At 70.8% G+C, this 25,580-nt stretch carries 23 protein-coding genes; all 23 read left to right on the plus strand.

What is annotated here, in order from left to right; all coding sequences use genetic code 11:
* Positions 1-91 precede the first annotated feature (91 nt).
* A complete protein-coding gene (locus ACFV18_RS05140) occupies positions 92-1,579 on the plus strand; it encodes a serine/threonine-protein kinase (RefSeq protein WP_380479434.1) in 1,488 nt (495 codons plus the stop codon).
* 78 nt (positions 1,580-1,657) lie between these two features.
* On the plus strand, positions 1,658-2,866 hold the full coding sequence (gene mqnC / locus ACFV18_RS05145; RefSeq protein WP_380479436.1) for a cyclic dehypoxanthinyl futalosine synthase: 1,209 nt from the start codon (positions 1,658-1,660) through the stop codon (positions 2,864-2,866).
* Between the two features lie 7 nt (positions 2,867-2,873).
* Positions 2,874-3,473, plus strand: coding sequence for a hypothetical protein (locus ACFV18_RS05150; RefSeq protein ID WP_380479439.1), 600 nt, complete (start codon positions 2,874-2,876; stop codon positions 3,471-3,473).
* 106 nt (positions 3,474-3,579) lie between these two features.
* The gene (locus ACFV18_RS05155; protein ID WP_380479442.1) at positions 3,580-4,149 is read left to right on the plus strand and encodes a hypothetical protein; all 570 of its coding nucleotides are present in this window, start codon (positions 3,580-3,582) and stop codon (positions 4,147-4,149) included.
* 43 nt (positions 4,150-4,192) lie between these two features.
* A complete protein-coding gene (locus ACFV18_RS05160) occupies positions 4,193-4,888 on the plus strand; it encodes a demethylmenaquinone methyltransferase (protein ID WP_380479444.1) in 696 nt (231 codons plus the stop codon).
* A gap of 98 nt (positions 4,889-4,986) precedes the next feature.
* Positions 4,987-6,267 carry a geranylgeranyl reductase family protein gene (locus ACFV18_RS05165; protein ID WP_380479446.1) on the plus strand — a complete coding sequence of 427 codons (1,281 nt, stop codon included), beginning with the start codon at positions 4,987-4,989 and terminating at the stop codon, positions 6,265-6,267.
* Positions 6,268-6,799: 532 nt separating this feature from the next.
* Entirely contained in the window at positions 6,800-7,159 is a 360-nt protein-coding gene (locus ACFV18_RS05170; protein WP_014137597.1) for an NADH-quinone oxidoreductase subunit A, read from the plus strand.
* Positions 7,160-7,237: 78 nt separating this feature from the next.
* A complete protein-coding gene (locus ACFV18_RS05175; protein ID WP_035865125.1) occupies positions 7,238-7,792 on the plus strand; it encodes an NADH-quinone oxidoreductase subunit B family protein in 555 nt (184 codons plus the stop codon).
* Positions 7,789-8,559: an NADH-quinone oxidoreductase subunit C gene (locus ACFV18_RS05180; RefSeq protein WP_380479448.1), complete on the plus strand. Its 771-nt coding sequence runs from the start codon at positions 7,789-7,791 to the stop codon at positions 8,557-8,559. Before ACFV18_RS05175 ends, ACFV18_RS05180 begins: the two co-directional genes overlap by 4 nt.
* Entirely contained in the window at positions 8,559-9,887 is a 1,329-nt protein-coding gene (locus ACFV18_RS05185; RefSeq protein WP_380479450.1) for an NADH-quinone oxidoreductase subunit D, read from the plus strand. Before ACFV18_RS05180 ends, ACFV18_RS05185 begins: the two co-directional genes overlap by 1 nt.
* On the plus strand, positions 9,884-10,624 hold the full coding sequence (gene nuoE, locus ACFV18_RS05190; RefSeq protein ID WP_380479452.1) for an NADH-quinone oxidoreductase subunit NuoE: 741 nt from the start codon (positions 9,884-9,886) through the stop codon (positions 10,622-10,624). Before ACFV18_RS05185 ends, nuoE begins: the two co-directional genes overlap by 4 nt.
* Entirely contained in the window at positions 10,624-11,982 is a 1,359-nt protein-coding gene (gene nuoF, locus ACFV18_RS05195) for an NADH-quinone oxidoreductase subunit NuoF (protein WP_380479455.1), read from the plus strand. Before nuoE ends, nuoF begins: the two co-directional genes overlap by 1 nt.
* A complete protein-coding gene (locus tag ACFV18_RS05200; protein WP_380479456.1) occupies positions 11,979-14,429 on the plus strand; it encodes an NADH-quinone oxidoreductase subunit G in 2,451 nt (816 codons plus the stop codon). The genes nuoF and ACFV18_RS05200 overlap by 4 nt, the downstream gene beginning before the upstream one ends.
* Positions 14,423-15,781 carry an NADH-quinone oxidoreductase subunit NuoH gene (nuoH, locus tag ACFV18_RS05205; protein WP_380479458.1) on the plus strand — a complete coding sequence of 453 codons (1,359 nt, stop codon included), beginning with the start codon at positions 14,423-14,425 and terminating at the stop codon, positions 15,779-15,781. The genes ACFV18_RS05200 and nuoH overlap by 7 nt, the downstream gene beginning before the upstream one ends.
* 8 nt (positions 15,782-15,789) lie before the next feature.
* Positions 15,790-16,371, plus strand: a complete 582-nt coding sequence (gene nuoI, locus ACFV18_RS05210) for an NADH-quinone oxidoreductase subunit NuoI (protein WP_380479460.1) — start codon at positions 15,790-15,792, stop codon at positions 16,369-16,371.
* On the plus strand, positions 16,368-17,219 hold the full coding sequence (locus ACFV18_RS05215; protein WP_380479462.1) for an NADH-quinone oxidoreductase subunit J: 852 nt from the start codon (positions 16,368-16,370) through the stop codon (positions 17,217-17,219). The genes nuoI and ACFV18_RS05215 overlap by 4 nt, the downstream gene beginning before the upstream one ends.
* Positions 17,216-17,515: an NADH-quinone oxidoreductase subunit NuoK gene (nuoK, locus tag ACFV18_RS05220; RefSeq protein WP_380479464.1), complete on the plus strand. Its 300-nt coding sequence runs from the start codon at positions 17,216-17,218 to the stop codon at positions 17,513-17,515. The genes ACFV18_RS05215 and nuoK overlap by 4 nt, the downstream gene beginning before the upstream one ends.
* A gap of 15 nt (positions 17,516-17,530) precedes the next feature.
* Positions 17,531-19,426, plus strand: coding sequence for an NADH-quinone oxidoreductase subunit L (gene nuoL / locus ACFV18_RS05225; RefSeq protein ID WP_380479466.1), 1,896 nt, complete (start codon positions 17,531-17,533; stop codon positions 19,424-19,426).
* On the plus strand, positions 19,426-21,039 hold the full coding sequence (locus ACFV18_RS05230) for an NADH-quinone oxidoreductase subunit M (RefSeq protein ID WP_380479468.1): 1,614 nt from the start codon (positions 19,426-19,428) through the stop codon (positions 21,037-21,039). Before nuoL ends, ACFV18_RS05230 begins: the two co-directional genes overlap by 1 nt.
* Entirely contained in the window at positions 21,036-22,673 is a 1,638-nt protein-coding gene (nuoN, locus tag ACFV18_RS05235) for an NADH-quinone oxidoreductase subunit NuoN (RefSeq protein WP_380479471.1), read from the plus strand. Before ACFV18_RS05230 ends, nuoN begins: the two co-directional genes overlap by 4 nt.
* A gap of 143 nt (positions 22,674-22,816) precedes the next feature.
* Positions 22,817-23,401, plus strand: a complete 585-nt coding sequence (locus tag ACFV18_RS05240; RefSeq protein WP_380479474.1) for a Uma2 family endonuclease — start codon at positions 22,817-22,819, stop codon at positions 23,399-23,401.
* 163 nt (positions 23,402-23,564) lie between these two features.
* Complete coding sequence (locus ACFV18_RS05245; RefSeq protein WP_380479475.1) at positions 23,565-24,578, plus strand: polyprenyl synthetase family protein; 1,014 nt, start codon at positions 23,565-23,567, stop codon at positions 24,576-24,578.
* A gap of 208 nt (positions 24,579-24,786) precedes the next feature.
* Positions 24,787-25,446, plus strand: coding sequence for a response regulator (locus ACFV18_RS05250; protein ID WP_380479866.1), 660 nt, complete (start codon positions 24,787-24,789; stop codon positions 25,444-25,446).
* Positions 25,447-25,580: the final 134 nt, after the last annotated feature.

The raw sequence follows: 25,580 nt of genomic DNA on the forward strand, positions 1-25,580 counted from the left end.
CGCCCCGGACCGCCCATCATTTTGGGATGATCGGACCGGTTCGGGCGGGGCGCGTCGAGGGGCGGCGGCCGGTGCCGGAGGGGGAACGGTCATGGAGCTGCTGACGGCTGACGACCCGTTGACGATCGGCGACCACCGGCTGCTGCGGCGGCTCGGCGCCGGCGGCATGGGGCGGGTGTACCTGGGCCGGACGGCGGGCGGGCGGACGGTGGCGGTCAAGGCCGTCCGCCCCGAACTGGCCGACGACCCGGAGTTCCGGGCCAGGTTCCGCCAGGAGGTGGCCGCCGCCCGCCGGGTCGGCGGCCGGTGGACCGCGCCCGTCCTGGACGCCGACACCGAAGGCCCCCGCCCCTGGGTCGCCACCGGCTACATCGCCGGCCCCTCGCTCGGCGCCGCCGTGCACACCGGCGGCCCGCTGCCGACCGCCTCCGTGCACGCCCTCGGCGCCTGGCTGGCCGAAGCCCTGGAACAGGTGCACGCGCTGGGCCTGGTGCACCGGGACGTCAAACCGTCCAACGTCCTGCTCACCCTGGACGGACCCCGGCTGATCGACTTCGGCGTGGCCCGGGCGCTGGACGCCGCCGCCTCGCTCACCCACAGCGGGTACGTGGTCGGCTCGCCCGGCTTCATGTCGCCCGAGCAGGCCGCCGGTTCGCCGGTCGGACCGGCCGGCGACATCTTCTCGCTGGGCGCCCTGCTCGCCTTCGCCGCCACCGGCACCGCCCCGTTCGGCGAGGGCGTCAGCGCCGCCGTCCTGCTCTACCGGGTGCTCCACGAGGAACCGGAGCTGCGCGGCCTGGACGGAGAGTTGCGCGAGATCGTGACCGCCTGCCTGGCCAAGGACCCGGACCGCCGGCCCACCCCCGCCGAACTGCGCGCCCGGCTCGCCCCCGGCGCCGCCGCCGTCGGCCCCGAGACCTGGCTGCCCGGCCCGCTGGCCGCCGCGGTCGGCCGCGCGGCCGTCGAACTGCTCGACCTGGAGGCCGACGGCGCGCCCGGCGGCGGGCCCGCGATGCCCGCCGTCGCGGATCGGGTGCCCACCGCGCTGGACGGCGGGCCGGACGCCGTGACGAGGGTGGTGACGCCCGGCCGGCGCCGGGTGTGGGCGGCGGTGGCGGCCGGGGCGGTGCTGCTGGGGGCGCTGTACGGCGCTCTGGCCGTGAGCGGGAAGCTGCCCTGGCAGTCCGACAGGGGTTCCGCGCAGGACGCGCGCACCGACGGGAAGACGCTTCCGGACGCGTTCCTCGGCACCTGGAAGGGCACCATCACCACCAAGGTCGTTCCGCTGCCGTCCACCTTCACCGCCACGTTCACCGCCGGGAAGGTCGGTGAGGACGTCGGGCGGACCAGCAACGCCTCGGCGTTCAGCAGTACGGTCTGCCGCGGGGTGCTGACCCTGGTGACCGTCGAGGCCCGGACGATCACCTTGCAGGAGCGGCTGGACGGTCCGCAGTCCGGGTGCGGCGTGGTGTCGGAGAAGCAGACGTACACCGTGCTGGACAACGGCGCGGGCCTGCGCCTGACGGTCACCGGGGCGCAGCTCGGCAGCGACCCGGAAGGGGACCTGCTGAAGCAGTAGCGGGGCTGGGAAGGGGCGGAAATGCCCTGGCGTAGGCTGAGCGGGACGCCCCTTCGACGATGAAAGCAGGCCCGCCAGGTGTCCGAGCAGAACCTTTCCGCCGCCCAGCTGCAGGCCGTTCTGGACCGTGCGGCCGAGGGCGGTCGGATCACCGCCGAAGAGGCGCTGGAGCTGTACCGTTCGGCCCCGCTGCACGCGCTCGGCGCGGCCGCCGACGCGGTGCGCCGGCGGCGGTACGCGGGCGTGGAGCACATCGCCACGTACATCATCGAACGGAACATCAACTACACCAACGTCTGTGTGACGGCGTGCAAGTTCTGCGCGTTCTACGTCCCGCCGAAGAGCGACAAGGGCTGGTCGCGGGAGCTCGACGAGGTGCTGCGCCGCTGCGCGGAGACCGTCGAGCTGGGCGGCACCCAGATCATGTTCCAGGGCGGGCACCACCCCGAGTACGGCGTCGAGTACTACGAGAAGAACTTCTCCGCGATCAAGGAGCGCTTCCCGGAGCTGGTGATCCACTCGCTGGGCGCCTCCGAGGTCGAGCACATGGCGAAGATCTCCGGCGTCTCCATCGAGGAGGCGATCACCCGGATCCACGCGGCCGGCCTGGACTCGTTCGCGGGCGCCGGCGCCGAGCTGCTGCCGGAGCGGCCGCGCAAGGCGATCGCCCCGTTGAAGGAGTCCGGCGAGCGCTGGCTGGAGATCATGGAGACCGCGCACCGCCTCGGTGTCGAGTCCACCTCCACCATGCTGATGGGCACCGGCGAGACCAACGCCGAGCGGATCGAGCACCTGCGGATGATCCGCGACGTGCAGGACCGCACCGGCGGCTTCCGGGCCTTCATCCCCTACACCTACCAGCCGCAGAACAACCACCTGAAGGGCTCGACCCAGGCCACGGTGTTCGAGTACCTGCGGATGATCGCCATCGCCCGCCTGTTCCTCGACAACGTCGCCCACATCCAGGGCTCCTGGCTGACCACCGGCAAGGAGGCCGGCCAGCTGTCGCTGCACTACGGCGCGGACGACCTCGGCTCGGTGATGCTGGAGGAGAACGTGGTCTCCGCGGCCGGCGCCAAGCACCGCTCCAACCTGCACGAGCTGATCCACCTGATCCGGACGGCCGGCCGGGTGCCCGCCCAGCGCTCCACCACCTACCAGCACCTGCGCGTCCTCGACGACCCGGCCAACGACCCGGTGGACCCGCGGGTCGCCTCGCACATCGCCTCCACCGCGATCGAGGGCGGGACGGCGCACCCCGAGCTGACCATCCTGGCCACGAACTGACCACTCCGTGCTGACGCTGCATCGGGCCGGTCTGGTGCTGGCCGATCCCACCGCCCCGCCGATCCTGGACGGGGCGGTGCTGGTCGACGGGACGACCGTGGCCGCGATCGGGCCGTTCGCCGAGCTGGCCCAGGGGCCGGCGCGGGTCCGTGAGTGGGACGGCGTGCTGGTGCCCGGGATGGTCAACCGGCACGGTCGCTGGCTGCTGGAGAGCGCCTACCATCCGGACCCGCGCGAGGAGTTGGGGGACCGGCCGCTGCTGCCGTCCGGGGAGCTGAGCGAGGAACGGTGGGGCGGGAGTGCCCGTCGTGGGCTCCAGCGGATGCTCGGGTTCGGGGCGACAGCCCTGACGGGCCCGTTCGACCGGCCGTCGGTGCGGATCGCGGTGGCGCGGTCCGGCTTGCACGAGATCGCGGGTGACGGGGCGCCGGGGGAGCTGTCGCCGCTGGCGGGGCAGTCGCTGGCGGCGGCGGTGCACCGGCCGTTGGCGGTGGGTGGGGCGGCGGACTTCGCGGTGTTCGACGCCCGCACCGTCGAGGGTGTGGAGTCGGGGACGAGGTGTCTGGCGACGGTGCTGGGCGGGCGGCTGCTCCACCGCAGGCGGTGAAGCATTTCCCTGGTTGTCGGTCGCAAATCCTGACGCATCGTGACCTGATGGCCCACCAGCGGCTACGATCCCGGTTCAGTACTTCGCCGAGCCAGGAACAGGACGCATGCGACCCGCCACCTCCGATCGTCCGCGGACCAGGTCCGGCCGGGGGTGGTACGTGGGGGCGGTGCTGAGCGCGGTGGTGGCCGTCACGATGTGTCTGCTGGGGTGGCGACAGGCGGACCAGGCGGACCGGATCAACGCGCATCCGGTGCGGGTCGAGGGCACGGTGACCCAACTGCCGGGCGGCAGCGGGACGTACAGCCAGGTGAGTTATCTCGCGGACGGGCGGAAGCTGACCGCCGCGGACCTGTGGCTGCCGGAGGACGCGAAGCTCGGCGATTCGATCTGCCTGGAGCGGGCGGCGGACGACGCGGGTGCGGTGCGGGTGTGCGGGAAGCGCTATCCGCAGCCGGTGGGTGTCGGGTTGGCGCAGACGAGTGTGCCGGTGGCGGTGCTGCTGTGCCTGCTGTGCCTGTACCGGATCCGGCGGCTGAAGCGGGCGTACCCGGCGGACGGGCGGGGCGAGGCGGCCGGGTTCACGGTGGCGTTCGCGGCGGAGGGGATGCCCGCGTTGACCCAGGGCAAGCGCTCGCGTCGGCGCCGCAAGGGGGGCCGCCGCGCGCTGCGGTGAGCCCGGGTGACGGTCGTCCGGGGGCTGGGTTAAGAATGGGGGCGTGACCCGAGCCCATCTGGACAAGCAGCCGCACGACGTCGCCGCCATGTTCGACGACGTCGCGGCCAAGTACGACCGCACCAACGACGTGCTCTCGCTGGGCCAGGCCCGGCTGTGGCGCCGCGCGGTGGCCGATGCGGTGGAGGCCGTGGCGGGCCAGCGCATCCTGGACCTCGGTGCGGGCACCGGTACCTCCTCGCTGCCGTTCCTGGAGGCCGGTGCGGACGTCGTGCCGTGCGACTTCTCGATCGGGATGCTGACCGAGGGCAAGAGCCGCCACCCCGAACTGGCGCTGACCGCGGGCGACGCGACCCGGCTGCCGTTCGCGGACGAGTCGTTCGACGCGGTGACGATCTCCTTCGCGCTGCGCAACGTGCAGGACCACCAGGGCGCGATGCGCGAGATGCTCCGGGTCACCAAGCCCGGTGGCAAGCTGGTGATCTGCGAGTTCTCCACCCCGACCTGGACGCCGTTCCGCACCGTGTACACCGAGTACCTGATGCGGGCGCTGCCGCCGGTGGCCACCAAGGTGTCCTCGAACCCGGAGGCGTACGTCTACCTCGCCGAGTCGATCCGGTCCTGGCCCGACCAGCCGTCGCTGGCCGCCGAGTTGCAGCAGGTCGGCTGGACGAAGGTGGCCTGGCGCAACCTGACCGGCGGCATCGTGGCCCTCCACCGCGGCTTCAAGGCCCCGTAGACTGCGAGGGTTCGGCGCTCCGACTCCGTTTCCGTTTCCGTTGACGGAGGGTCCGGACCCGACCATCCGTGACCCCGACGCGCTCAGGAGAGAGCCGAATGACCGAGACCGCCGTGGAGTCCACCGCCGACGTCATCGTGGTCGGGGCCGGTCCGGCCGGCTCCACCACCGCGTACTGGCTGGCCCAGGCGGGCCTGGACGTGCTGCTGCTGGAGAAGACCGAGTTCCCGCGCGAGAAGGTGTGCGGTGACGGCCTGACGCCGCGCGCCGTCAAGCAGCTGGTGGACATGGGCATCGACGTGTCCGCCGAGAACGGCTGGCTGCGCAACAAGGGCCTGCGGATCATCGGCGGCGGCGTCCGGCTGGAGCTGGACTGGCCGGAGCTGGCCTCGTTCCCCGACTACGGACTGGTCCGCAAGCGCGCCGACTTCGACGAACTGCTGGCCCGTCAGGCGCAGAAGGCCGGCGCCCGGCTGTACGAGAACTGCAACGTCAGCGGCCCGATCCAGGACCGCACCGGCCGAATCACCGGCGTCACCGCCAAGCTCGGCCCGGAGAAGCGTGAAGTCGCCTTCCACGCCCCGCTGGTGGTCGCCGCCGACGGCAACTCCACCCGGCTGTCGCTGGCCATGGGCCTGCACCGGATCGAGTCCCGGCCGATGGGCGTCGCCTACCGGACGTACTTCACCTCGCCCCGGCACGACGACGACTACCTGGAGTCCTGGCTGGAGCTGTGGGACACCCGCGGCGGGCAGAAGAAGCTGCTGCCCGGCTACGGCTGGATCTTCGGCATGGGCGACGGCACCTCCAACGTCGGCCTCGGCATCCTCAACTCCTCGCCGGCGTTCGGTGACCTGAACTGGCGCGAGGTGCTGAAGAGCTGGTGCGCCGGCATGCCCGAGGAGTGGGGCTACACGCCGGAGAACATGACCGAGCCGATCCGCGGCGCGGCCCTGCCGATGGCCTTCAACCGCCAGCCGCACTACACCCGGGGCCTGCTGCTGGTCGGCGACGCCGGCGGCATGGTCAACCCGTTCAACGGCGAGGGCATCGCCTATGCGATGGAATCCGGCCAGCTCGCCGCCGGCGTCATCGTCCAGGCCATGGCCCGCATCACCCCCGAGGGCCGCGAGCGGGCGCTGGCCCGCTACCCGCAGATCCTCAAGGACACCTACGGCGGCTACTACACCCTCGGCCGCGCCTTCGTGAAGCTCATCGGCAACGACCGCGTCATGCGCATTGCCGCCGAGCGGGGCCTCACCCACCCGGTCCTGATGAAGTTCGTCCTCAAGCTCCTCGCCAACCTCACCGACCCCACCGGCGGCGACGCCGCCGACCGCATCATCAACGGCCTCGCGAAGGTCGCACCCCGGGCCTGATCCGGGAGGCTGCCGAACAACGGCGGCGGGCAGGCGGAGATCGCCTGCCCGCCGCCGTTTCGCGTGCCGGGGGGCTGCTGGCGCCGTCGGGGGGCGGGGGTGCTCGGGAGCTTGTGAATGAAGGGTCAAGCGGGTGCCGTGCGGGGTCCACCTGGCGGGTGAGGTCCTCTATCACGTAAACGCGATCACTCCGAAATTTGCTTGTTCCGCCGCAGAATTGATATAGGCCGTGGTCAAACAGCGGTCGCTTCGCGGTAGGTTGCGACTGTATGTGGCCAATTGCCTGCTCTGGGTCGAACAGTGGTGCCCCATCCTGCTCCGTGCGGGTTCGTCGGGTGGCGAAGATCACAAAGATCGTCGGGAACTGCGTGTCGCAGATCACAAGCGGACAGGCATAGGATGCGCTCCTACCTGGCTTTGTGAACTGCCTCACATGGAGCCGGATCTCACGAAGTGGATCATCGGTTCACCGCTGGTGACCTGGTGGTTCCGATCTGCAGTCAAGGACGACTGGACGGAGGGAGCGGGGGCTATGAATGCCTACGCGCCGATCCTCGTACTCGGTGCCATCGCCGCGGCGTTCGCGGTCGGCTCCGTCGTGATGGCCTCGCTCACCGGCCCGAAGCGCTACAACCGGGCCAAGTTGGAGGCGTACGAGTGCGGCATCGAACCGACCCCGCAGCCCGTGGGCGGCGGTCGGTTCCCGATCAAGTACTACCTGACGGCGATGCTGTTCATCGTCTTCGACATCGAGATCGTCTTCCTCTACCCGTGGGCGGTCAGCTTCGACGCCCTGGGGATCTTCGGGCTGGTCGAGATGCTCCTGTTCATCGCCACCGTGTTCGTCGCCTACGCCTACGTGTGGCGCCGCGGCGGCCTGGAGTGGGACTGACCCCCGACCCCGTTTGTGCTGCGTCGCTTGTGAACTGGCGGACAAGCCACCGGACTCGAAGGCATTGAGAGGGAACTGATGGGTATCGAGGAGAAGCTGCCGAGCGGCTTTCTGCTCACCAGCGTGGAGGCCGCCGCGGGCTGGGTGCGGAAGGCTTCGGTCTTCCCGGCCACCTTCGGGCTCGCCTGCTGCGCGATCGAGATGATGACCACCGGCGCGGGCCGTTACGACCTGGCCCGGTTCGGCATGGAGGTGTTCCGCGGTTCGCCGCGGCAGGCCGACCTGATGATCGTGGCCGGCCGGGTCAGCCAGAAGATGGCCCCGGTGCTGCGCCAGGTGTACGACCAGATGCCGAACCCCAAGTGGGTCATCTCGATGGGCGTGTGCGCCTCCTCCGGCGGCATGTTCAACAACTACGCGATCGTCCAGGGCGTCGATCACATCGTCCCCGTGGACATCTACCTGCCGGGCTGCCCGCCCCGTCCGGAGATGCTGCTGGACGCGATCCTCAAGCTGCACGACAAGATCCAGCACGAGAAGCTCGGCGTGAACCGCCGCCGGGCCGAGGAGGAGGCCGAGCGCCTCGCGCTGCAGGCCACCCCGACCAGTGAGATGCGGGGGCTGCTGCGATGAGCGAGCAGGGCAAGGCCGAGAACGAGAAGGCCGAGAACGAGAAGGCCGAGAACGAGAAGTCCGAGAACGAGAAGCCCGAGGTCCCGGCGACCAGGCGGGAGATCCCGGTCGAGGTGGTCGGCACCCGGCAGGGGATGTTCGGTGCGCACGGCACCGGCGACACCTCGGGTTTCGGCGGGCTGAACGCCCCGATCGTGCTGCCCGGCCCGAGCGAGCGCCCGTACGGAGGCTACTTCGACGAGGTGGCGGACGAGTTCGAGGGCGCGCTGGAGGAGCAGGGCCTCGACGTGGACGAGGTGATCGAGAAGACCGTCGTGGACCGCGGCGAACTGACCTTCCACGTCGCCCGCGAGTACCTGCTGAAGGCGGTGCGGATCCTGCGCGACGACCCGGCGCTGCGGTTCGAACTGTGCCTGGGTGTCAGCGGTGTGCACTACCCGAGCGAGGTGGGCCGGGAGCTGCACGCGGTCTACCACCTGCGTTCGATCACCCACGGCCGGCTGATCCGGATCGAGGTGACCGCGCCCGACGCGGACCCGCGGATCCCCTCGGTGGTGAGCGTCTACCCGACCAACGACTGGCACGAGCGGGAGACCTACGACTTCTTCGGCCTGGTCTTCGAGGGCCACCCGGCGCTCACCCGGATCATGATGCCGGACGACTGGCTGGGGCACCCGCAGCGCAAGGACTACCCGCTCGGAGGCATTCCCGTCGAGTACAAGGGCGCCCAGATCCCGGCGCCCGACCAGCGGAGGTCGTACACCTGATGAGCAGCACACACTACGAAGCGGGCTCCAGGGAGACCACCGAAGGACGGGTGTTCACCGTCACCGGTGGCGACTGGGGCGAGGTCGCCGAGGCCGTCGCGGGCGCCGACGACGAGCGGATCATCGTCAACATGGGCCCGCAGCACCCGTCCACCCACGGTGTGCTGCGGCTGATCCTGGAGATCGACGGTGAGACGGTCACCGAGGCCCGCTGCGGCATCGGTTACCTGCACACCGGCATCGAGAAGAACATGGAGTTCCGCAACTGGGTGCAGGGCACCACGTTCGTGACGCGGATGGACTACCTCACTCCGCTGTACAACGAGACCGCCTACTGCCTGGCCGTGGAGAAGCTCCTCGGGATCACCGCCGACGTCCCCGAACGGGCGTCCGTGATCCGGGTGTTGATGATGGAGCTGAATCGGATCTCCTCGCACCTGGTGGCGCTCGCCACCGGCGGTATGGAGATCGGCTCCACCACCCTGATGATCTACGGCTTCCGCGACCGCGAGGTCGTCCTGGACATCTTCGAGCTGGTCACCGGCCTGCGGATGAACCACGCCTACGTCCGCCCCGGCGGGCTGGCCCAGGACCTGCCGCCCGGCGCGGTCGACAAGATCCGCGAAGGCGTGAAGCTGCTCCGCTCCCGGATGCACGAGTACGACAAACTCGCCACCGACAACCCGGTGTTCAAGGCCCGCCTGGTCGACGTCGGCTTCCTCGACCTGCCCGGCTGCCTGGCGCTCGGCGCCACCGGCCCGGTCCTGCGCTCCACCGGGCTGCCGCACGACCTGCGCAAGACCGACCCGTACTGCGGGTACGAGAACTACGAGTTCGACGTCGCGACGGCCGACAGCTGCGACTCCTACGGGCGGTTCGTCATCCGCCTGGAGGAGATGAAGCAGTCGCTGCGGATCGTCGAGCAGTGCCTGGACCGGCTGAAGCCCGGACCGGTGATGGTCGCCGACAAGAAGATCGCCTGGCCCGCCCAACTCGCCGTGGGCCCCGACGGCATGGGCAACTCGCTGGACCACATCCGGAAGATCATGGGCACCTCGATGGAGGCCCTGATCCACCACTTCAAGCTGGTCACCGAGGGCTTCAAGGTGCCGGTCGGCCAGGCGTACGCGGCCGTGGAGTCGCCCAAGGGCGAGCTCGGGGTGCACGTGGTCAGCGACGGCGGCACCCGGCCCTACCGGGTGCACTTCCGCGACCCGTCGTTCACCAACCTGCAGACGATGGCGGCGATGTGCGAGGGCGGCCAAGTGGCCGACGTGATCGTGGCAGTGGCCGGGATCGACCCGGTGATGGGAGGCGTGGACCGGTGAGCAGCACAGAACTCGGACTGCCGGCGCTGCCGGCCAAGCCCTACCCGCCGGAGGTGGAGCAGCGGCTGGCCGCCGACGCCGCCGAACTGATCGCCCGTTACCCGCACTCCCGCTCCGCGCTGCTGCCGCTGCTGCACCTGGTGCAGGCCGAGGAGGGCTACGTCTCGGCGACCGGAATCCGGTTCTGCGCCGAGCAGTTGGGCCTCACCACCGCCGAGGTCACCGCGGTCGCCACCTTCTACACCATGTACCGGCGCCGCCCGGCCGGCGAGTACCACGTCGGGGTGTGCACCAACACGCTGTGCGCGGTGCTCGGCGGCGACCAGATCTTCGACGAGCTGAAGCAGCACCTGGAGATCGAGAACAACCGCACCACCGAGGACGGCGCGATCTCGATCGAGCGGATCGAGTGCAACGCGGCCTGCGACTACGCGCCCGTGGTGATGGTGAACTGGGAGTTCTTCGACAACCAAACCCCGGAATCCGCACGGGAGTTGGTGGACCGGCTGCGCGCGGGCGAGGAAGTCCGGCCGACCCGCGGCGCGAAGCTCTGCTCGTTCAAGGAGACCTCCCGGATCCTGGCCGGCTTCGCCGACGAACGCGAGGGCGCGGTCGACGAGTCCGGCGCCGGCGGCGCGCCCTCGCTGGCCGGCCTGCGGCTGGCCAAGGGCGAGGCACTGCCCGGCACCCCGGGCGCCAAGGTGGTCTCCCCCCGGCACGAAGGGACGGAAGCGTGATGACCTCCGCCGAGCCGGCCGAGAAGCTGCTCTCCCCCGTCCTCTCCGCGTCCTGGGACGACCACCGCCCCTGGACGCTCGAAACCTACCGCCGGCACGGCGGCTACGACGGCCTGCGGGCCGCCCTGGCGATGGCCCCGGACGACGTGATCGCCCTGGTCAAGGACTCCGGCCTGCGCGGCCGCGGCGGCGCCGGCTTCCCCACCGGCATGAAGTGGCAGTTCATCCCGCAGAACGACGGCAAACCGCACTACCTGGTGGTCAACGCCGACGAGTCCGAGCCGGGCACCTGCAAGGACATCCCGCTGCTGTTCGCCAACCCGCACGCACTGATCGAGGGCATGGCGATCGCCTCGTACGCGATCCGCTGCAACCACGCCTTCATCTACCTGCGCGGTGAGGTCGTTCCGGTGCTGCGCCGCCTCCACGCCGCCGTCGCCGAGGCGTACCGGGCCGGGTTCCTCGGCAAGGACGCCCTCGGCGAGGGCATCGACCTGGACATCACCGTGCACGCGGGCGCCGGCGCGTACATCTGCGGCGAGGAGACCGCGCTGCTGGACTCGCTGGAGGGCCGCCGCGGCCAGCCCCGGCTGCGCCCGCCGTTCCCGGCGATCGCCGGCCTGTACGCCTGCCCGACGGTGGTCAACAACGTCGAGTCGATCGCCTCGGTGCCGCCGATCCTGGCCCGCGGCAAGGACTGGTTCAAGTCGCTGGGCACCGAGAAGTCGCCCGGCTTCACGCTGTACTCGCTGTCCGGGCACGTCACCAACCCCGGCCAGTACGAGGCCCCGCTCGGCATCACGCTCCGCCAGCTGCTGGAGATGTCCGGCGGCGTCCGGTCCGGGCACCGGCTCAAGTTCTGGACGCCGGGCGGCTCGTCCACCCCGATGTTCACCGACGAGCACCTCGACGTCCCGCTCGACTACGAGGGCGTCGGCGCGGCCGGCTCGATGCTCGGCACCAAGGCCCTGCAGGTGTTCGACGAGACCACCTGCGTGGTGCGGGCGGTCACCCGGTGGACCGAGTTCTACGCCCACGAGTCCTGCGGCAAGTGCACCCCCTGCCGGGAGGGCACCTACTGGCTGGTCCAGCTGCTGAAGCGGATCGAGGCCGGTCAGGGCGTGCCCGGCGACCTGGAGAAGCTGCTGGACATTGCCGACAACATCAACGGCAAGTCCTTCTGCGCGCTGGGCGACGGCGCCGCCAGCCCGATCGTCTCCTCGCTGCAGCACTTCCGCGCCGAGTACGAGCAGCACATCAACGAGCACCGCTGCCCGTTCGACCCGGCGGCCTCCACCGTCTGGGCCGACCAGGCCTCCGTCCACGAGTCCGCCACCGAGAGGGAGGTGCACGCGTGACGGTCACAGAGCCTTCGTCCACCCGGACCGAGCTGGTCACGCTCACCATCGACGGCGTCGAAGTCAGCGTCCCCAAGGGCACGTTGGTGATCCGCGCCGCCGAGCAGATCGGCACCCAGATCCCGCGCTTCTGCGACCACCCGCTGCTCGACCCCGCCGGGGCGTGCCGCCAGTGCATCGTGGAGGTCGAGGGGCAGCGCAAGCCGGTCGCCTCCTGCACCATCCCGGTCGCCGAGGGCATGGTGGTGCGCACCCAGCTGTCCTCGCCGGTCGCCGAGAAGGCGCAGCGCGGCGTGATGGAACTGCTGCTGATCAACCACCCGCTGGACTGCCCGGTCTGCGACAAGGGCGGCGAGTGCCCGCTGCAGAACCAGGCGATGTCCACCGGCGACGCGGAGTCCCGGTTCGAGGGGGTCAAGCGGACGTACGAGAAGCCGATCCCGCTCTCCACCCAGGTGCTGCTGGACCGGGAGCGGTGCGTGCTGTGCGCGCGCTGCACCCGGTTCTCGCAGCAGATCGCCGGTGACCCGTTCATCGACCTGGTCGAGCGCGGCGCGCTCCAGCAGGTCGGCACCGGCGTGGACCAGCCGCTGGACTCGTACTTCTCCGGCAACACCATCCAGATCTGCCCGGTCGGCGCGCTCACCTCCGCCGCCTACCGGTTCCGCTCCCGCCCGTTCGACCTGGTGTCCTCCCCGTCCGTGTGCGAGCACTGCTCGGCGGGCTGCGGGCAGCGCACCGACCACCGGCGCGGCAAGGTGCTGCGGCGGCTGGCCGGCAACGAGCCGGAGGTCAACGAGGAGTGGGACTGCGACAAGGGCCGGTTCGCGTTCCGCTACGCCCAGCAGCGGGACCGTTTCACCTCGCCGATGGTCCGCCAGGACGGCGAACTCGTCGCCGTGTCCTGGCCGGAGGCGCTCGCCAAGGCCGCCGAGGGGCTGCGCGGCAAGCGGGCCGCGGCGCTGGCCGGTGGCCGGGTCACCGTCGAGGACGCCTACGGCTGGGGCAAGTTCGCGCGGCTCGCGCTCGGCACCAACGACGTCGACTTCCGGGCCCGCCCGCACAGCGGCGAGGAGGCCGAGTTCCTGGCCGCGGTCGTCGCCGGGCACGGCACGGACGTGGACGGCGGCGGCGTGACGTACCGCGAGCTGGAGGCCGCACCGGCCGTGCTGCTGGCCGGACTCGAGGCCGAGGAGGAGGTGCCGATCGTCTTCCTGCGGCTGCGCAAGGCCAACCGGGCGAGCGGGCTGCGGGTGTTCTCGATCGCCTCGCACGCCAGCCGCGGCCTCGCCAAGCTGCACGGCGCGCTGCTGCCCGCCGCCCCCGGCACCGAGGCCGAGTGGCTCGGCGCGCTCGCGGGCGACGAGGTGCTCGCCGACGACGCGGGACGCTGCGCCGACGCGCTGCGCTCCCCGGGCGCGGTGATCCTGGTCGGCGAACGGCTCGCCCAGACCGCCGGCGGCCTGACCGCCGCGCTGCGCCTGGCGCACACCACCGGGGCGAAGCTCGCCTGGGTGCCGCGCCGGGCCGGCGAGCGCGGCGCGGTCGAGTCGGGCGTCCTGCCCGGGCTGCTGCCCGGCGGCCGGGCCGTCGAGGTGCCCGCCGCCCGTGCCGAGGCCGCCGCGCACTGGGGCGTCGACGAGCTGCCCGCCGCCCCCGGCCGGGACACCGGCCGGATCCTGGCCGCCGCCGCCGAGGGCGAGCTGGACGCGCTGGTGATCGGCGGCGTCGGCCTGGACGACCTGCCGGATCCGGCGCTCGCCGAACAGGCCCTGGAGCGCGCGGAGTTCGTGCTCTCGCTGGAGCTGCGCCCGTCCGCCGTGACGGCGCACGCCGATGTGGTGCTGCCGGTCGCCGCCGTCGCCGAGAAGGCCGGCACCTTCCTGGACTGGGAGGGCCGGGTGCGGATGTTCGAACCGGCCATCAAGCCCGACCAGCTGATGGGCCGGCACCTGCACGCGGACGTCCGGGTGCTGTCGATGGTCGCGGACGCGCTGGAGCGGCCGATCGGCCTGCCCGACGTCCGGGCGGCCCGGCTGGAGCTGGACCGTTTCGCCCCCTGGCAGGGCGACCGCCCGGCCGAGCCCGCCGCGCACCCCGCCGCGCTGCCCCGCCCCGTCACCGGGCAGGCCGTGCTGGCCGGGCACCGGATGCTGCTCGACAACGGCTCGCTGCAGGACGGCGACGAGCACCTGGCCGGCACCCGGCACCCGGTGGTGGCCCGGCTGTCCGCCGCCACCGCCGCCGAGATCGGCGCCACCGGCGCGCTGCTGCGGATCTCCGGCCCGGCCGGGTCGCTGACCCTGCCGCTGGAGGTCACCGACGCGATGCCGGACCGCACGGTCTGGCTGCCGCTCAACTCGACGCCCGGCGGCGGCGTGCACCGCACGCTCGGCACCACGCTCGGCCACCTGGTCACCATCGCCCCGGCGGAGGAATCATGCTGAGTCTTGCCGCGGAGCAGCCCAGGATGGTCGCTGCCGCGTACGACACCCTCGGCTACTTCGGCCGCGACCCGTGGTGGCTGGTGCTGCTGAAGGCGGTGTTCTGCTTCGCCTTCCTGGTGCTGACGGTGCTGATCGCGATCGTCTGGGAGCGCAAGGTCGTCGCCTGGATGCAGTTGCGGATCGGCCCCAACCGGCACGGGCCGTGGGGGCTGCTCCAGTCGCTGGCCGACGGTGTGAAGCTGGCGCTGAAGGAAGACCTGGTGGTCAAGGGCGCCGACAAGGCGGTCTACCTGCTGGCGCCGATCGTCGCGGCGATCCCCGCGTTCATGGCGTTCGCGGTGATCCCGTTCGGCCCGGCCGGCAACGAGGTGTCGATCTTCGGCACCCGCACCCCGCTCCAGCTCACCGACCTGCCGATCGCGCTGCTGTACATCCTGGCCACCGCCTCGGTGGGCATCTACGGCATCGTGCTGGCGGGCTGGTCGTCCGGCTCGACGTACCCGCTGCTCGGCGGTATCCGCTCGTCCGCCCAGATGATCAGCTACGAGATCGCGATGGGCCTGTCGTTCGCGGCGGTGTTCATCTACTCGGGCTCGATGTCGACCTCGGAGATCGTCTCCTCGCAGCAGCCGACCTGGTTCGCGGTGCTGCTGCCGGTGTCGTTCATCGTCTACATCATCGCCATGGTCGGCGAGACCAACCGCGCCCCGTTCGACCTCCCGGAGGCCGAGGGCGAGCTGGTCGGCGGCTTCAACACCGAGTACTCCTCGCTGAAGTTCGCGATGTTCATGCTGGCCGAGTACGTCAACATGGTCACCGTCTCGGCGGTCGCCTCGACGCTGTTCCTCGGCGGCTGGCGGGCCCCGTGGCCGATCTCCACCTTCTGGGAGGGCGCCAACCACGGCTGGTGGCCGATGCTGTGGATCGTGCTGAAGATCCAGCTGCTGCTGTTCTTCTTCATCTGGCTGCGCGGCACGCTGCCCCGGCTGCGCTACGACCAATTCATGAGGCTCGGCTGGAAGGTGCTGATCCCGGTCTCCCTGGTGTGGCTGGTGATGGTGTCCGCGGTGCGGGCGCTGCGCAACGAGGGCTACGACTTCACCAAGGTGCTGCTGTACGTGGGCGCCCCGCTGGCGGCGATCCTGCTGATCGCGCTGGTGGCGGACGTGGTCCGGAGGAAGCCCGCGGAGCCGCCCGCCGCCGCCCCGCCCGAGGCGTTCGACCCGATGGCCGGCGGCTACCCGGTGCCGCCGCTGCCCGGTCAGGAACTGCCGCCCGTCCCGCGCCGCCGTCGCCGGAACCCGCAACTCCAGGACGCCCTCAACGGGGCCGACCATTCCGAAGGGAGCTGAGCCCCACCATGTCTGACGAATCCTCGGAGAAGTCGGTCCTCGGGCCGGCCGCCGGCTTCGGCGTGACCTTCAAGGCCATGTTCAAGAAGCGGCTCACCGAGCAGTACCCGGAGTACAAGAAGCCCACCGCTCCGCGCTTCCACGGCCGCCACCAGCTGAACCGGCACCCGGACGGCCTGGAGAAGTGCATCGGCTGCGAGCTGTGCGCCTGGGCCTGCCCGGCCGACGCGATCTACGTCGAGGGCGCCGACAACCGCGACGAGGAGCGGTACTCGCCCGGCGAACGCTACGGCGCGGTCTACCAGATCAACTACGCCCGCTGCATCCTGTGCGGGCTGTGCATCGAGGCCTGCCCGACCCGGGCGCTCACCATGACCAACGAGTACGAGCTCGCCGACTCCACCCGGCAGGACCTGATCTTCACCAAGGAGCAGCTGCTGGTCGGGCTGACCGAGGGCATGGTCGACTCGCCGCACGCGATCTACCCCGGCGCCGACGAGGGCGCCTACTACCGGGGCGAGATCACCGGCGCCGCGCCGGGCACCGTGCAGCAGGAGAAGCACGCGCGCGACAAGGAGGCGCAGTCATGACCTCCACCGGCGAGGCCGTGCAGTTCTGGGTGCTGGCCGTGATCGCGGTCGGCGGGGCGCTCGGCATGCTGCTGATGAAGAAGGCGGTGCATTCGGCGCTCTGCCTGGCCGCCACCATGCTGTCGCTGGCGGTCTGCTACCTGGCGCAGGGCGCGGTGTTCCTGGGCGTGGTGCAGATCGTGGTGTACACCGGCGCGATCATGATGCTGTTCCTGTTCGTGGTGATGCTGGTCGGCGTCTCCTCGGCGGACTCGTTGAAGGAGCAGCTGAAGGGCCAGCGGATCGCCGCCGTGCTGTGCGGCGTGGGCTTCGGCGTGCTGCTGATCGCCGGCCTGGCGAACGCGAAGCTGTCGCACTTCACCGGCCTGTCCGAGGCGAACGCCGAGGGCAACGTGCAGGGCCTGGCGAAGCTGATCTTCACCAAGTACGTCTGGGCGTTCGAGGTGACGGGCGCGCTGCTGATCACCGCGGCGATCGGCGCGATGGTGCTGACCCACCGCGAGAGGATCCGCGAGCGCCTGACGCAGCGTCAACTCGCCGCGCAGCGCGTCAAGGACAACATCCAGGTGCCGCCGCTGCCCGCCCCCGGCGTGTACGCCCGGCACAACGCGGTGGACGTCCCGGCGCTGCTGCCCGACGGCACCGTCGCCGAGGACTCGGTGATGGGCACCCTGCGCGAGCGCGGCCAGATCCGCGACGTCAGCCAGGAGATGCTGGAGCGGATGGCCGAGCTGGAGGAGAGCACCGCCGACTGGCTCGGCCGGCCGTCCTCCGCCCGTCCGAAGGTCACCGGACCCCGCCAGGCGCTGGAGACCGTGCCGACCCCGACCAAGGAGGAGGCGGAGTGAACCCGGTCAACTACCTGTACCTCGCCGCGCTGCTGTTCACCATCGGCGCCTCCGGCGTGCTGATCCGGCGCAACGCGATCGTGCTGTTCATGTGCGTGGAGCTGATGCTGAACGCCTCGAACCTGGCGCTGGTCACCTTCTCCCGGCTGCACGGCAACCTGGACGGCCAGATCCTCGCGTTCTTCACCATGGTGGTCGCGGCGGCCGAGGTCGTGGTCGGCCTCGCCATCATCATCGCCATCTTCCGGACCAGGCACTCCGCTTCGGTCGACGACAGCAACCTGATGAAGCTGTAGGCGGAGGGCCCTTCAGTGAACTCTCTCATTCCGCTGCTGGTCGCGGCGCCGCTGGCCGGCGCTGCCCTGCTGCTGCTCGGCGGACGGGCCCTGGACCGGTTCGGGCACTGGATCGCGACCGCACTCGCGGCGCTGTCCTTCGCCTTCGGCCTCGCCCTGTTCGCGGACATGCTCGGTCGCGACACCGCGCACCGGGCCGTGATCGAGCGGCTGTACACCTGGATCCCGGTGGACGGCTTCCGGGCCGACATCGCCTTCCAGCTCGACCAACTGTCCATCACCTTCGTGCTGTTGATCACCGGCGTCGGCAGCCTGATCCACCTGTACTCGGTGGGTTACATGGCGCACGACGAGCGCCGCCGCCGGTTCTTCGGCTACCTGAACCTGTTCCTGGCCGCCATGCTGATCCTGGTGCTGGCCGACAACTACCTTCTGCTGTACCTCGGTTGGGAGGGCGTGGGTCTCGCGTCGTACCTGCTGATCGGGTTCTGGCAGCACAAGCCGAGCGCCGCGACGGCCGCCAAGAAGGCGTTCATCGTCAACCGGGTCGGCGACATGGGCCTGTCCATCGCGATCATGCTGATGTTCGCGGAGTTCGGCTCGTTCACCTTCGGCCCGGTGTTCGGCGCGGCGGACGAGGCGAGCCAGGGCAAGCTCACCGCGATCGCGCTGATGCTGCTGCTCGCCGCCTGCGGCAAGTCCGCCCAGGTGCCGCTGCAGTCCTGGCTGGGCGACGCGATGGAGGGCCCGACCCCGGTCTCCGCGCTGATCCACGCCGCCACCATGGTCACCGCCGGCGTCTACCTGATCACCCGCTCCGCGGCGATCTTCGACCTGGCCCCCGACGCGCAGCTGGTCGTCGTGGTGGTCGGCGCGGTGACGCTGCTGTTCGGTGCGATCGTCGGTTGCGCGAAGGACGACATCAAGAAGGCGCTGGCCGGCTCGACCATGTCGCAGATCGGCTACATGATCATGGCGGCCGGCCTCGGCCCGATCGGCTACGCCTTCGCGATCATGCACCTGGTCACCCACGGCTTCTTCAAGGCCGGGCTGTTCCTCGGCGCCGGGTCGGTCATGCACGGCATGAACGACGAGGTGAACATGCGGCACTACGGCGGCCTGCGGAAGTACATGCCGGTCACCTTCGCCACCTTCGGCCTCGGCTACCTGGCGATCATCGGCTTCCCCGGTCTGTCCGGCTTCTTCTCCAAGGACAAGATCATCGAGGCGGCGTTCGCGAAGGGCGGCACCGAGGGCTGGATCCTCGGCCTGTGCGCCCTGACCGGCGCGGCCGTCACCGCGTTCTACATGACCCGGGTGATGGTGCTGACCTTCTTCGGCGAGAAGCGCTGGCAGCCCGACGCGGACGGCAACGAGCCGCACCCGCACGAGTCGCCGAAGACCATGACCATCCCGATGATCGTGCTGGCCTTCGGCTCGGTGTTCGCCGGCGGGCTGTTCGCCTTCGGCAGCTCCTTCCTGCACTGGCTGGAGCCCGTCACCGGCCACGAGGAGGGCCACTCCCCGCTCGCGCCGATCGTCGTCACCGCGCTCACCACCGTGTGCATGCTGGCCGGCGTCGGCCTGGCCTGGCTGATGTACGGCCGCAGCCCCGTCCCGGTGCAGCCGCCGGTCGGCTCGCTGCTCACCCGGGCCGCCCGCCGCGACCTGCTGCAGGACGACTTCAACCACGCCGTCCTGGTCCGGCCCGGCTCGGCGCTCGCCGCCACCCTGGTCTGGTTCGACAGCAGGGGCCTGGACGGCTTCGTCAACGGCCTGGCCGCCGCCATCGGCGGCCTGTCCGGCCGGCTGCGCCGGATCCAGACCGGATACGTCCGGACGTACGCGCTCTCCATGTTCGGCGGCACGCTGGTGCTGGTCGCCTCCACTCTCCTGATGAGGTCGGTCTGATGAGCTACCTCCTCTCCGCCACCTGTGCCGTCCCGGCCGCCGGAGCAGTGCTCACCGCTGCCCTCCCGGCCGGCACCAGCGAGTCCCGGCGGCGCACCACCAAGGCCGTCGCGCTCGCCGTCTCGGCGGCCACCCTGGGCCTGGCGATCGCGGTCGCCGCCTCCTTCGAACCCGACGGCCCCCGTTACCAGTTGACCGAGTCCTACAGCTGGATCAGGTCCTTCGGGATCAACTTCTCGCTCGGCGCGGACGGCATCGGCACCGTGCTGGCCCTGCTCACCGCCGTGCTGGTGCCGCTGGTGATGCTGGCCGGCTGGCACGACGCGGACCCGGCGGCGCCCGAGGGCTCCTTCGAGTCCAAGCGCCGCACCCAGGGCTTCTTCGCCCTGATCCTCGCCGTCGAGGCGATGGTGCTGGTGTCCTTCCTGGCCACCGACGTGTTCGTGTTCTACGTGTTCTTCGAAGCCATGCTGATCCCGATGTACTTCCTGATCGGCGGCTTCGGCGACCGGGCCGGCGGACCGGAGTCGGCCCGCCAACGTTCCTACGCGGCAGTCAAGTTCCTGCTGTACAACCTGCTCGGCGGGCTGGTCATGCTGGCCGCCGTGATCGGCCTGTACGTGGTGGCCGCGGACCAGGGGCTGGCGACGTTCAGCCTGCCCGCGCTGACCGACGCGATCTCCTCCGGCAAGCTGGTGATCGACCCGACCGCGCAGCGCGCGCTGTTCCTCGGCTTCTTCTTCGCCTTCGCGGTGAAGGCCCCGATGTGGCCGCTGCACACCTGGCTGCCGAACGCGATGGGAGAGTCCACCGCCGGAACCGCCGTGCTGATCACGGCAGTTGTCGACAAGGTCGGCACCTTCGCGATGCTCCGGTTCTGCCTCGGCCTGTTCCCGGACGCCTCGAAGACCTTCGCCCCGGCGATCCTGGTGCTGTCGCTGATCGGCATCGTCTACGGCGCGCTGGTCGCGATCGCACAGAAGGACATCAAGCGGCTGGTCGCCTACGCGTCCATCTCGCACTTCGGGTTCATCATCATGGGCATCTTCGCGATGACCAGCCAGGGCCAGTCCGGCGCCACCCTCTACATGGTCAACCACGGCATCTCCACCGCCGCGTGGATGCTGGTCGCGGGCTTCCTGATCTCCCGCCGCGGCTCGCGCCTGATCGCCGACTACGGCGGCGTGCAGAAGGTCGCCCCCGTGCTGGCCGGGACGTTCCTGATCGGCGGACTCGCCACCCTGTCACTGCCCGGGATGGCCCCGTTCGTCAGTGAATTCCTGGTCCTGGTCGGCACGTTCACCCGCTACCCGGTGATCGGCATCATCGCCACCTTCGGCATCGTGCTGGCCGCGCTGTACGCGTTGATGCTGTACCAGCGCACCATGACCGGCCCGGTGAAGGACTCCGTGCAGGGCATGCCCGACCTGAAGGCCCGTGAACTCGCCGTCGTCGCCCCGCTGGTGGCCCTCACCCTGCTGCTCGGCGTCTACCCGCAGCCGCTCACCAGGATGGTGAACCCGGCCGTCAACGACACCCTCAGCCAGGTCCACCGGATCGATCCCGCGCCCGCCCACCCGGTGGCCGCCACCAACGGAGGTGAGCAGAAGTGATCGCCACCCACGCGCTGGCCGCCGCCGGCGGCAACAGTCCGAGCATCCCCGCCCCGCACATTGAGTACGGTCAACTCTCGCCGATGCTCGTGGTGTTCGGCGCCGCCCTGGCCGGCGTCCTGGCCGAGGCGTTCCTGCCGCGCCGGCTGCGCGCCTCCGCCCAGCTGGGCATCTCCCTGGTCGGCCTGGTCGGCGGGTTCGTCGCCGTGGTGGTGCTCGCCGCCCAGGGCCACGCCTCCACCAGGGCCGGGCTGTTGGCGATGGGCTCGGTCGCCATCGACGGCCCCGCGCTGTTCCTGCAGGGCGTCATCCTGCTGACCGCCGTCCTCGCCGTCCTCACCTACGCCGAGGGCCGCCTGGAGCCACGCATCAACGGCCACCGGATCGACGCGTTCACCGCGCAGGCCGCCGCCGTCCCCGGCGGCGAGCAGGAACGCGAGGCCACCCGCGAGGGCCTGCGGACCACCGAGATCTACCCGCTCACCCTGTTCGCGGTCGGCGGCATGCTGCTCTTCCCCGCCTCCAACGACCTGCTGACCATGTTCGTGGCACTCGAAGTGCTGTCCCTGCCGCTGTACTTGATGTGCGCGATCGCCCGGCGCCGCCGCCTGCTCTCGCAGGAGGCCGCCGTCAAGTACTTCCTGCTCGGCGCCTTCGCCTCCGCGTTCTTCCTGTTCGGCACCGCCCTGCTGTACGGCTACGCGGGCACCCTCCGGCTCGGCGAGATCGCCGACGTGGTCTCCGGCGTCGCCCCCGTCACCCCCGCACTCGCCGTCACCACCCGGAACGACGCGCTGCTGCTGATCGGCCTGGCCATGCTCGCCGTCGGCCTGCTGTTCAAGGTCGGCGCGGTGCCGTTCCACTCCTGGACGCCGGACGTCTACCAGGGCGCGCCCACCCCCGTCACCGGGTTCATGGCCGCCGCCACCAAGACCGCCGCGTTCGGCGCGACACTGCGGCTGTTCTACGTCGCCTTCCCCGGCATCCGCTGGGACTGGCGGCCCGTCCTGTGGGGCGTGGCGATCCTCACCATGGTGGTCGGCGCGATCCTGGCCGTCACCCAGCAGGACGTGAAGCGCCTGCTCGCCTACTCCTCGGTCGCGCACGCCGGCTTCATCCTCACCGGCCTGATCGCCACCGACCGGCGCGGCGTCGCGGCCGTCCTCTTCTACCTGCTGGCCTACTCCTTCGTCACCCTCGGCGCGTTCGCCGTGGTCACCCTGGTGCGCGATTCCAAGGGCGAAGCCACCCACCTGTCCCACTGGGCCGGACTGGGCCGCCGCTCGCCGCTGCTCGCCGCGGTGTTCGCCCTGTTCCTGCTGGCCTTCGCGGGCATCCCGCTCACCTCCGGCTTCACCGGCAAGTTCGCCGTCTTCCAGGCCGCGGCGGGTGGCGGAGCCACCCCGCTGGTCATCGTCGGTGTGCTGTCCTCCGCGATCGCCGCCTTCTTCTACATCCGCGTCATCGTCCTGATGTTCTTCTCCGACCCCCAGCCCTCCGGCCCCGCGGTCGCCGTCCCCAGCGCCCTCACCGCCACCACCATCGCCTTCGGCGTCCTGGTCACCCTGGGCCTGGGCCTGCTCCCGCAGTACTTCCTCGACCTGGCCACCAAGGCCTCGGTCTTCATCCGCTGACCTTCCGCTTCGCGATCCGGCCCCCGCCACCACCCGGCGGGGGCCGGACTGCTGTTCGGAGGGTGAACGACGCGACGGTGAACCGATTCGGCAGCCATTGGCCGCCATAGGGTCGGCTCATAAACTGGGCACAGGAGGTGACCATGACTGCCGAACCGATCGACTGGACGTCCCCGCCCTCGGGAGGCTGGACCTACGACCAGGTCAAGGACCTCGATCTGCCCTTCGAGTTCGAGCTGGTGGATGGGGCGATCGTGGTCCGCGGTATGACCAAGCAGTGGCACGATTCCGTGCGGGACAAGCTGTACGTGGCACTCGAGCTCGCTCGGCACGATCCGTACGAAGCCAATTCCGAACGCTGCGTCATGGTCGACCCCTACAACGTGCCCAAGCCCGACGCGATCGTCTTCGACCGCCGCGGGCTCGACTTCTTCACCCTGGAGTGCGTCCCCGTTTCGGCCGTCGCGCTGGCCGTCGAGGTGGTCTCCCACGGTTCGCGCAGCGACGACCGCTTCCGTAAGCCCGGAATGTACGCCGAGGCGGGGATCCCGTTCTTCTGGCGGGTCGAGCGCGGCGAGGACGGCGACCCCGTGGTCTACGAGTTCCACCTGGACGAGGAGACCGGGGTGTACGCCCCCGCGCCGGGAGTGGCTGTGCACCACGGCAAGTTGATCACCGCCGTGCCGTTCCCGGTCGAACTCGACCTCACCCGGATCGTTCCGCGCTGACCTGCGCTCCCTGCGCCCGGCACCGCCCCGGCCCCGCCACCAGCGGCGGAAGGGCCCATGCCCGTGCAGTGATCCACTCGGGACCGGATACGCTGCCTTGTATGTGCATCGGCGGCGCTGAGGGACCGGCCCGCTGGATCGACCAGGGACAGGAGTGGTCAGCGTGACCGTCGTGGGGCCCTTCGGGCTGAGCGTGCAGGACCGCGATCTGACCCGCGACGTCCAGGCCGGGATGGAGGCCGTGGAGGCCGCCCTGATCGAGGCCGTCAAGTGCGACGTGCCCTTCATCACGGTGACCGCCAGCCACCTCATCGAGGCCGGGGGGAAGCGGTTCAGGCCGCTGCTGGTGATGCTCGCCGCCCAGTTCGGCGACCCCGGCGCGCCCGGGGTGGTGCCGTCCGCGGTGGTGGTCGAACTGACCCACCTCGCGACGCTGTACCACGACGACGTGATGGACGAGGCCCCCGTGCGGCGCGGCGCGCCCAGCGCCAACAGCCGCTGGGACAACTCGGTCGCCATCCTCACCGGCGACTTCCTGTTCTCCCGCGCCTCCCAGGTGCTCTCCGGCCTCGGCCCCGACGCCGTCCGGGTCCAGGCCGACGCGTTCGAACGGCTGGTCACCGGCCAGATCCTGGAGACCGTCGGGCCGAGCCCCGAGGACGACCCGCTGAGCCACTACCTGGACGTGCTGTCCGGCAAGACCGGCTCGCTGATCGCCGTCTCCTGCCGCTTCGGCGCGCTGATGGCCGGCGCCGAACCGTGGATCGTCGACCTGCTCACCCAGTACGGCGAGCGGATCGGCACCGCGTTCCAGCTCGCCGACGACGTCCTCGACATCGCCAGCGACGGCGACGAGTCCGGCAAGACCCCCGGCACCGACCTGCGCGAAGGCGTCCCCACGCTGCCGGTCCTGCTGCTGCGTCAGATGCCCGTAGACCCGGCCGACCCCGAGGACGTCCGGCTGCGCGAGCTCCTCGACACCGATCTGGCGTCCGACGACGCCGCCCACGCGGAAGCGCTGCGCCTGCTGCGCCGGCACCCGGCGCTGGAGCGGGCCCGCCGCGAGACGCTGCGCTACGCCGAGGAGGCACGGGCGCTGCTGGGCCCGCTGCCGGACGGGCCGGCGAAGGCGGCGTTGCAGGATCTGTGCGACACGGTGGCCATCCGCACGATGTAGCGGCTCCGAAGCGGGAGGCGCCCCACCGCAAGATCGCGACGCGGGACAATGGCTTGCATGTGGACGCGACCTGACCGTTGCGTCGGCGCTTGTCGCGCAGTTCTCCCCCAGCCCTGGCGGGCCGGGAGGTACCCCCACGCGCCCCTGGATTCGCACCCGCCAGCTTTCGCGCCCGCCGGCCTTTGCGCCCGCTAGGGTTCGTCTCATGTTGCGTGTGGTGATCGCCGAGGATTCCGTGCTGCTCCGGGAGGGGCTGACGCGGTTGCTGACGGACCGGGGGATGGAGGTCGTGGCGGGGGTCGGTGACGGGGAGGCGCTGTTGCGGGCGGTGGACGGCCTGCACGGGGAGGGCTCGTTGCCGGATGTGGTGGTGGCGGATGTGCGGATGCCGCCGACGCACACCGATGAGGGGGTGCGGGCGTGTGTGGAGTTGCGCAAGCGGCACCCGCAGCTGGGTGTGCTGGTGCTGTCGCAGCACGTGGAGGAGCAGTACGCGGGTGAGCTGCTGGCGGGTTCGACCCGCGGGGTGGGGTACCTGCTGAAGGACCGGGTCGCCGAGGTGCGGGAGTTCGTGGATGCGGTGACCCGGGTCGCGGAGGGCGGTACGGCGCTGGACCCGGAGGTGGTGCAGCAGTTGCTGAGCCGCAGCCGGCAGGTGGACACGCTGGCGAACCTGACGCCCCGTGAGCGCGAGGTGCTGGGGCTGATGGCGGAGGGCCGGACCAACGCGGCGATAGCCAAGCAACTGGTGGTGTCCGACGGTGCGGTCGAGAAGCATGTGTCGAACATCTTCCAGAAATTGCGTTTGGGTCCGAGCCAGGAGGATCACCGGCGGGTTCTCGCGGTGCTGGCGTATCTGGAGTCCTGACCGGCCCGTCAACCCGCGGTGGCGGTCTTCGCGAGTTCCCTTCCACCGGTGCTCTGCCCGCTTAGGATTCCCTTGGTGCGCCAGGCGGACGGGGCACACGGCTCACGCCCGCTGCTGGCTCCCCTTCGAGGAGG

It is taken from the genome of Kitasatospora sp. NPDC059673 (genome assembly GCF_042734215.1).
Classification (GTDB): domain Bacteria; phylum Actinomycetota; class Actinomycetes; order Streptomycetales; family Streptomycetaceae; genus Kitasatospora.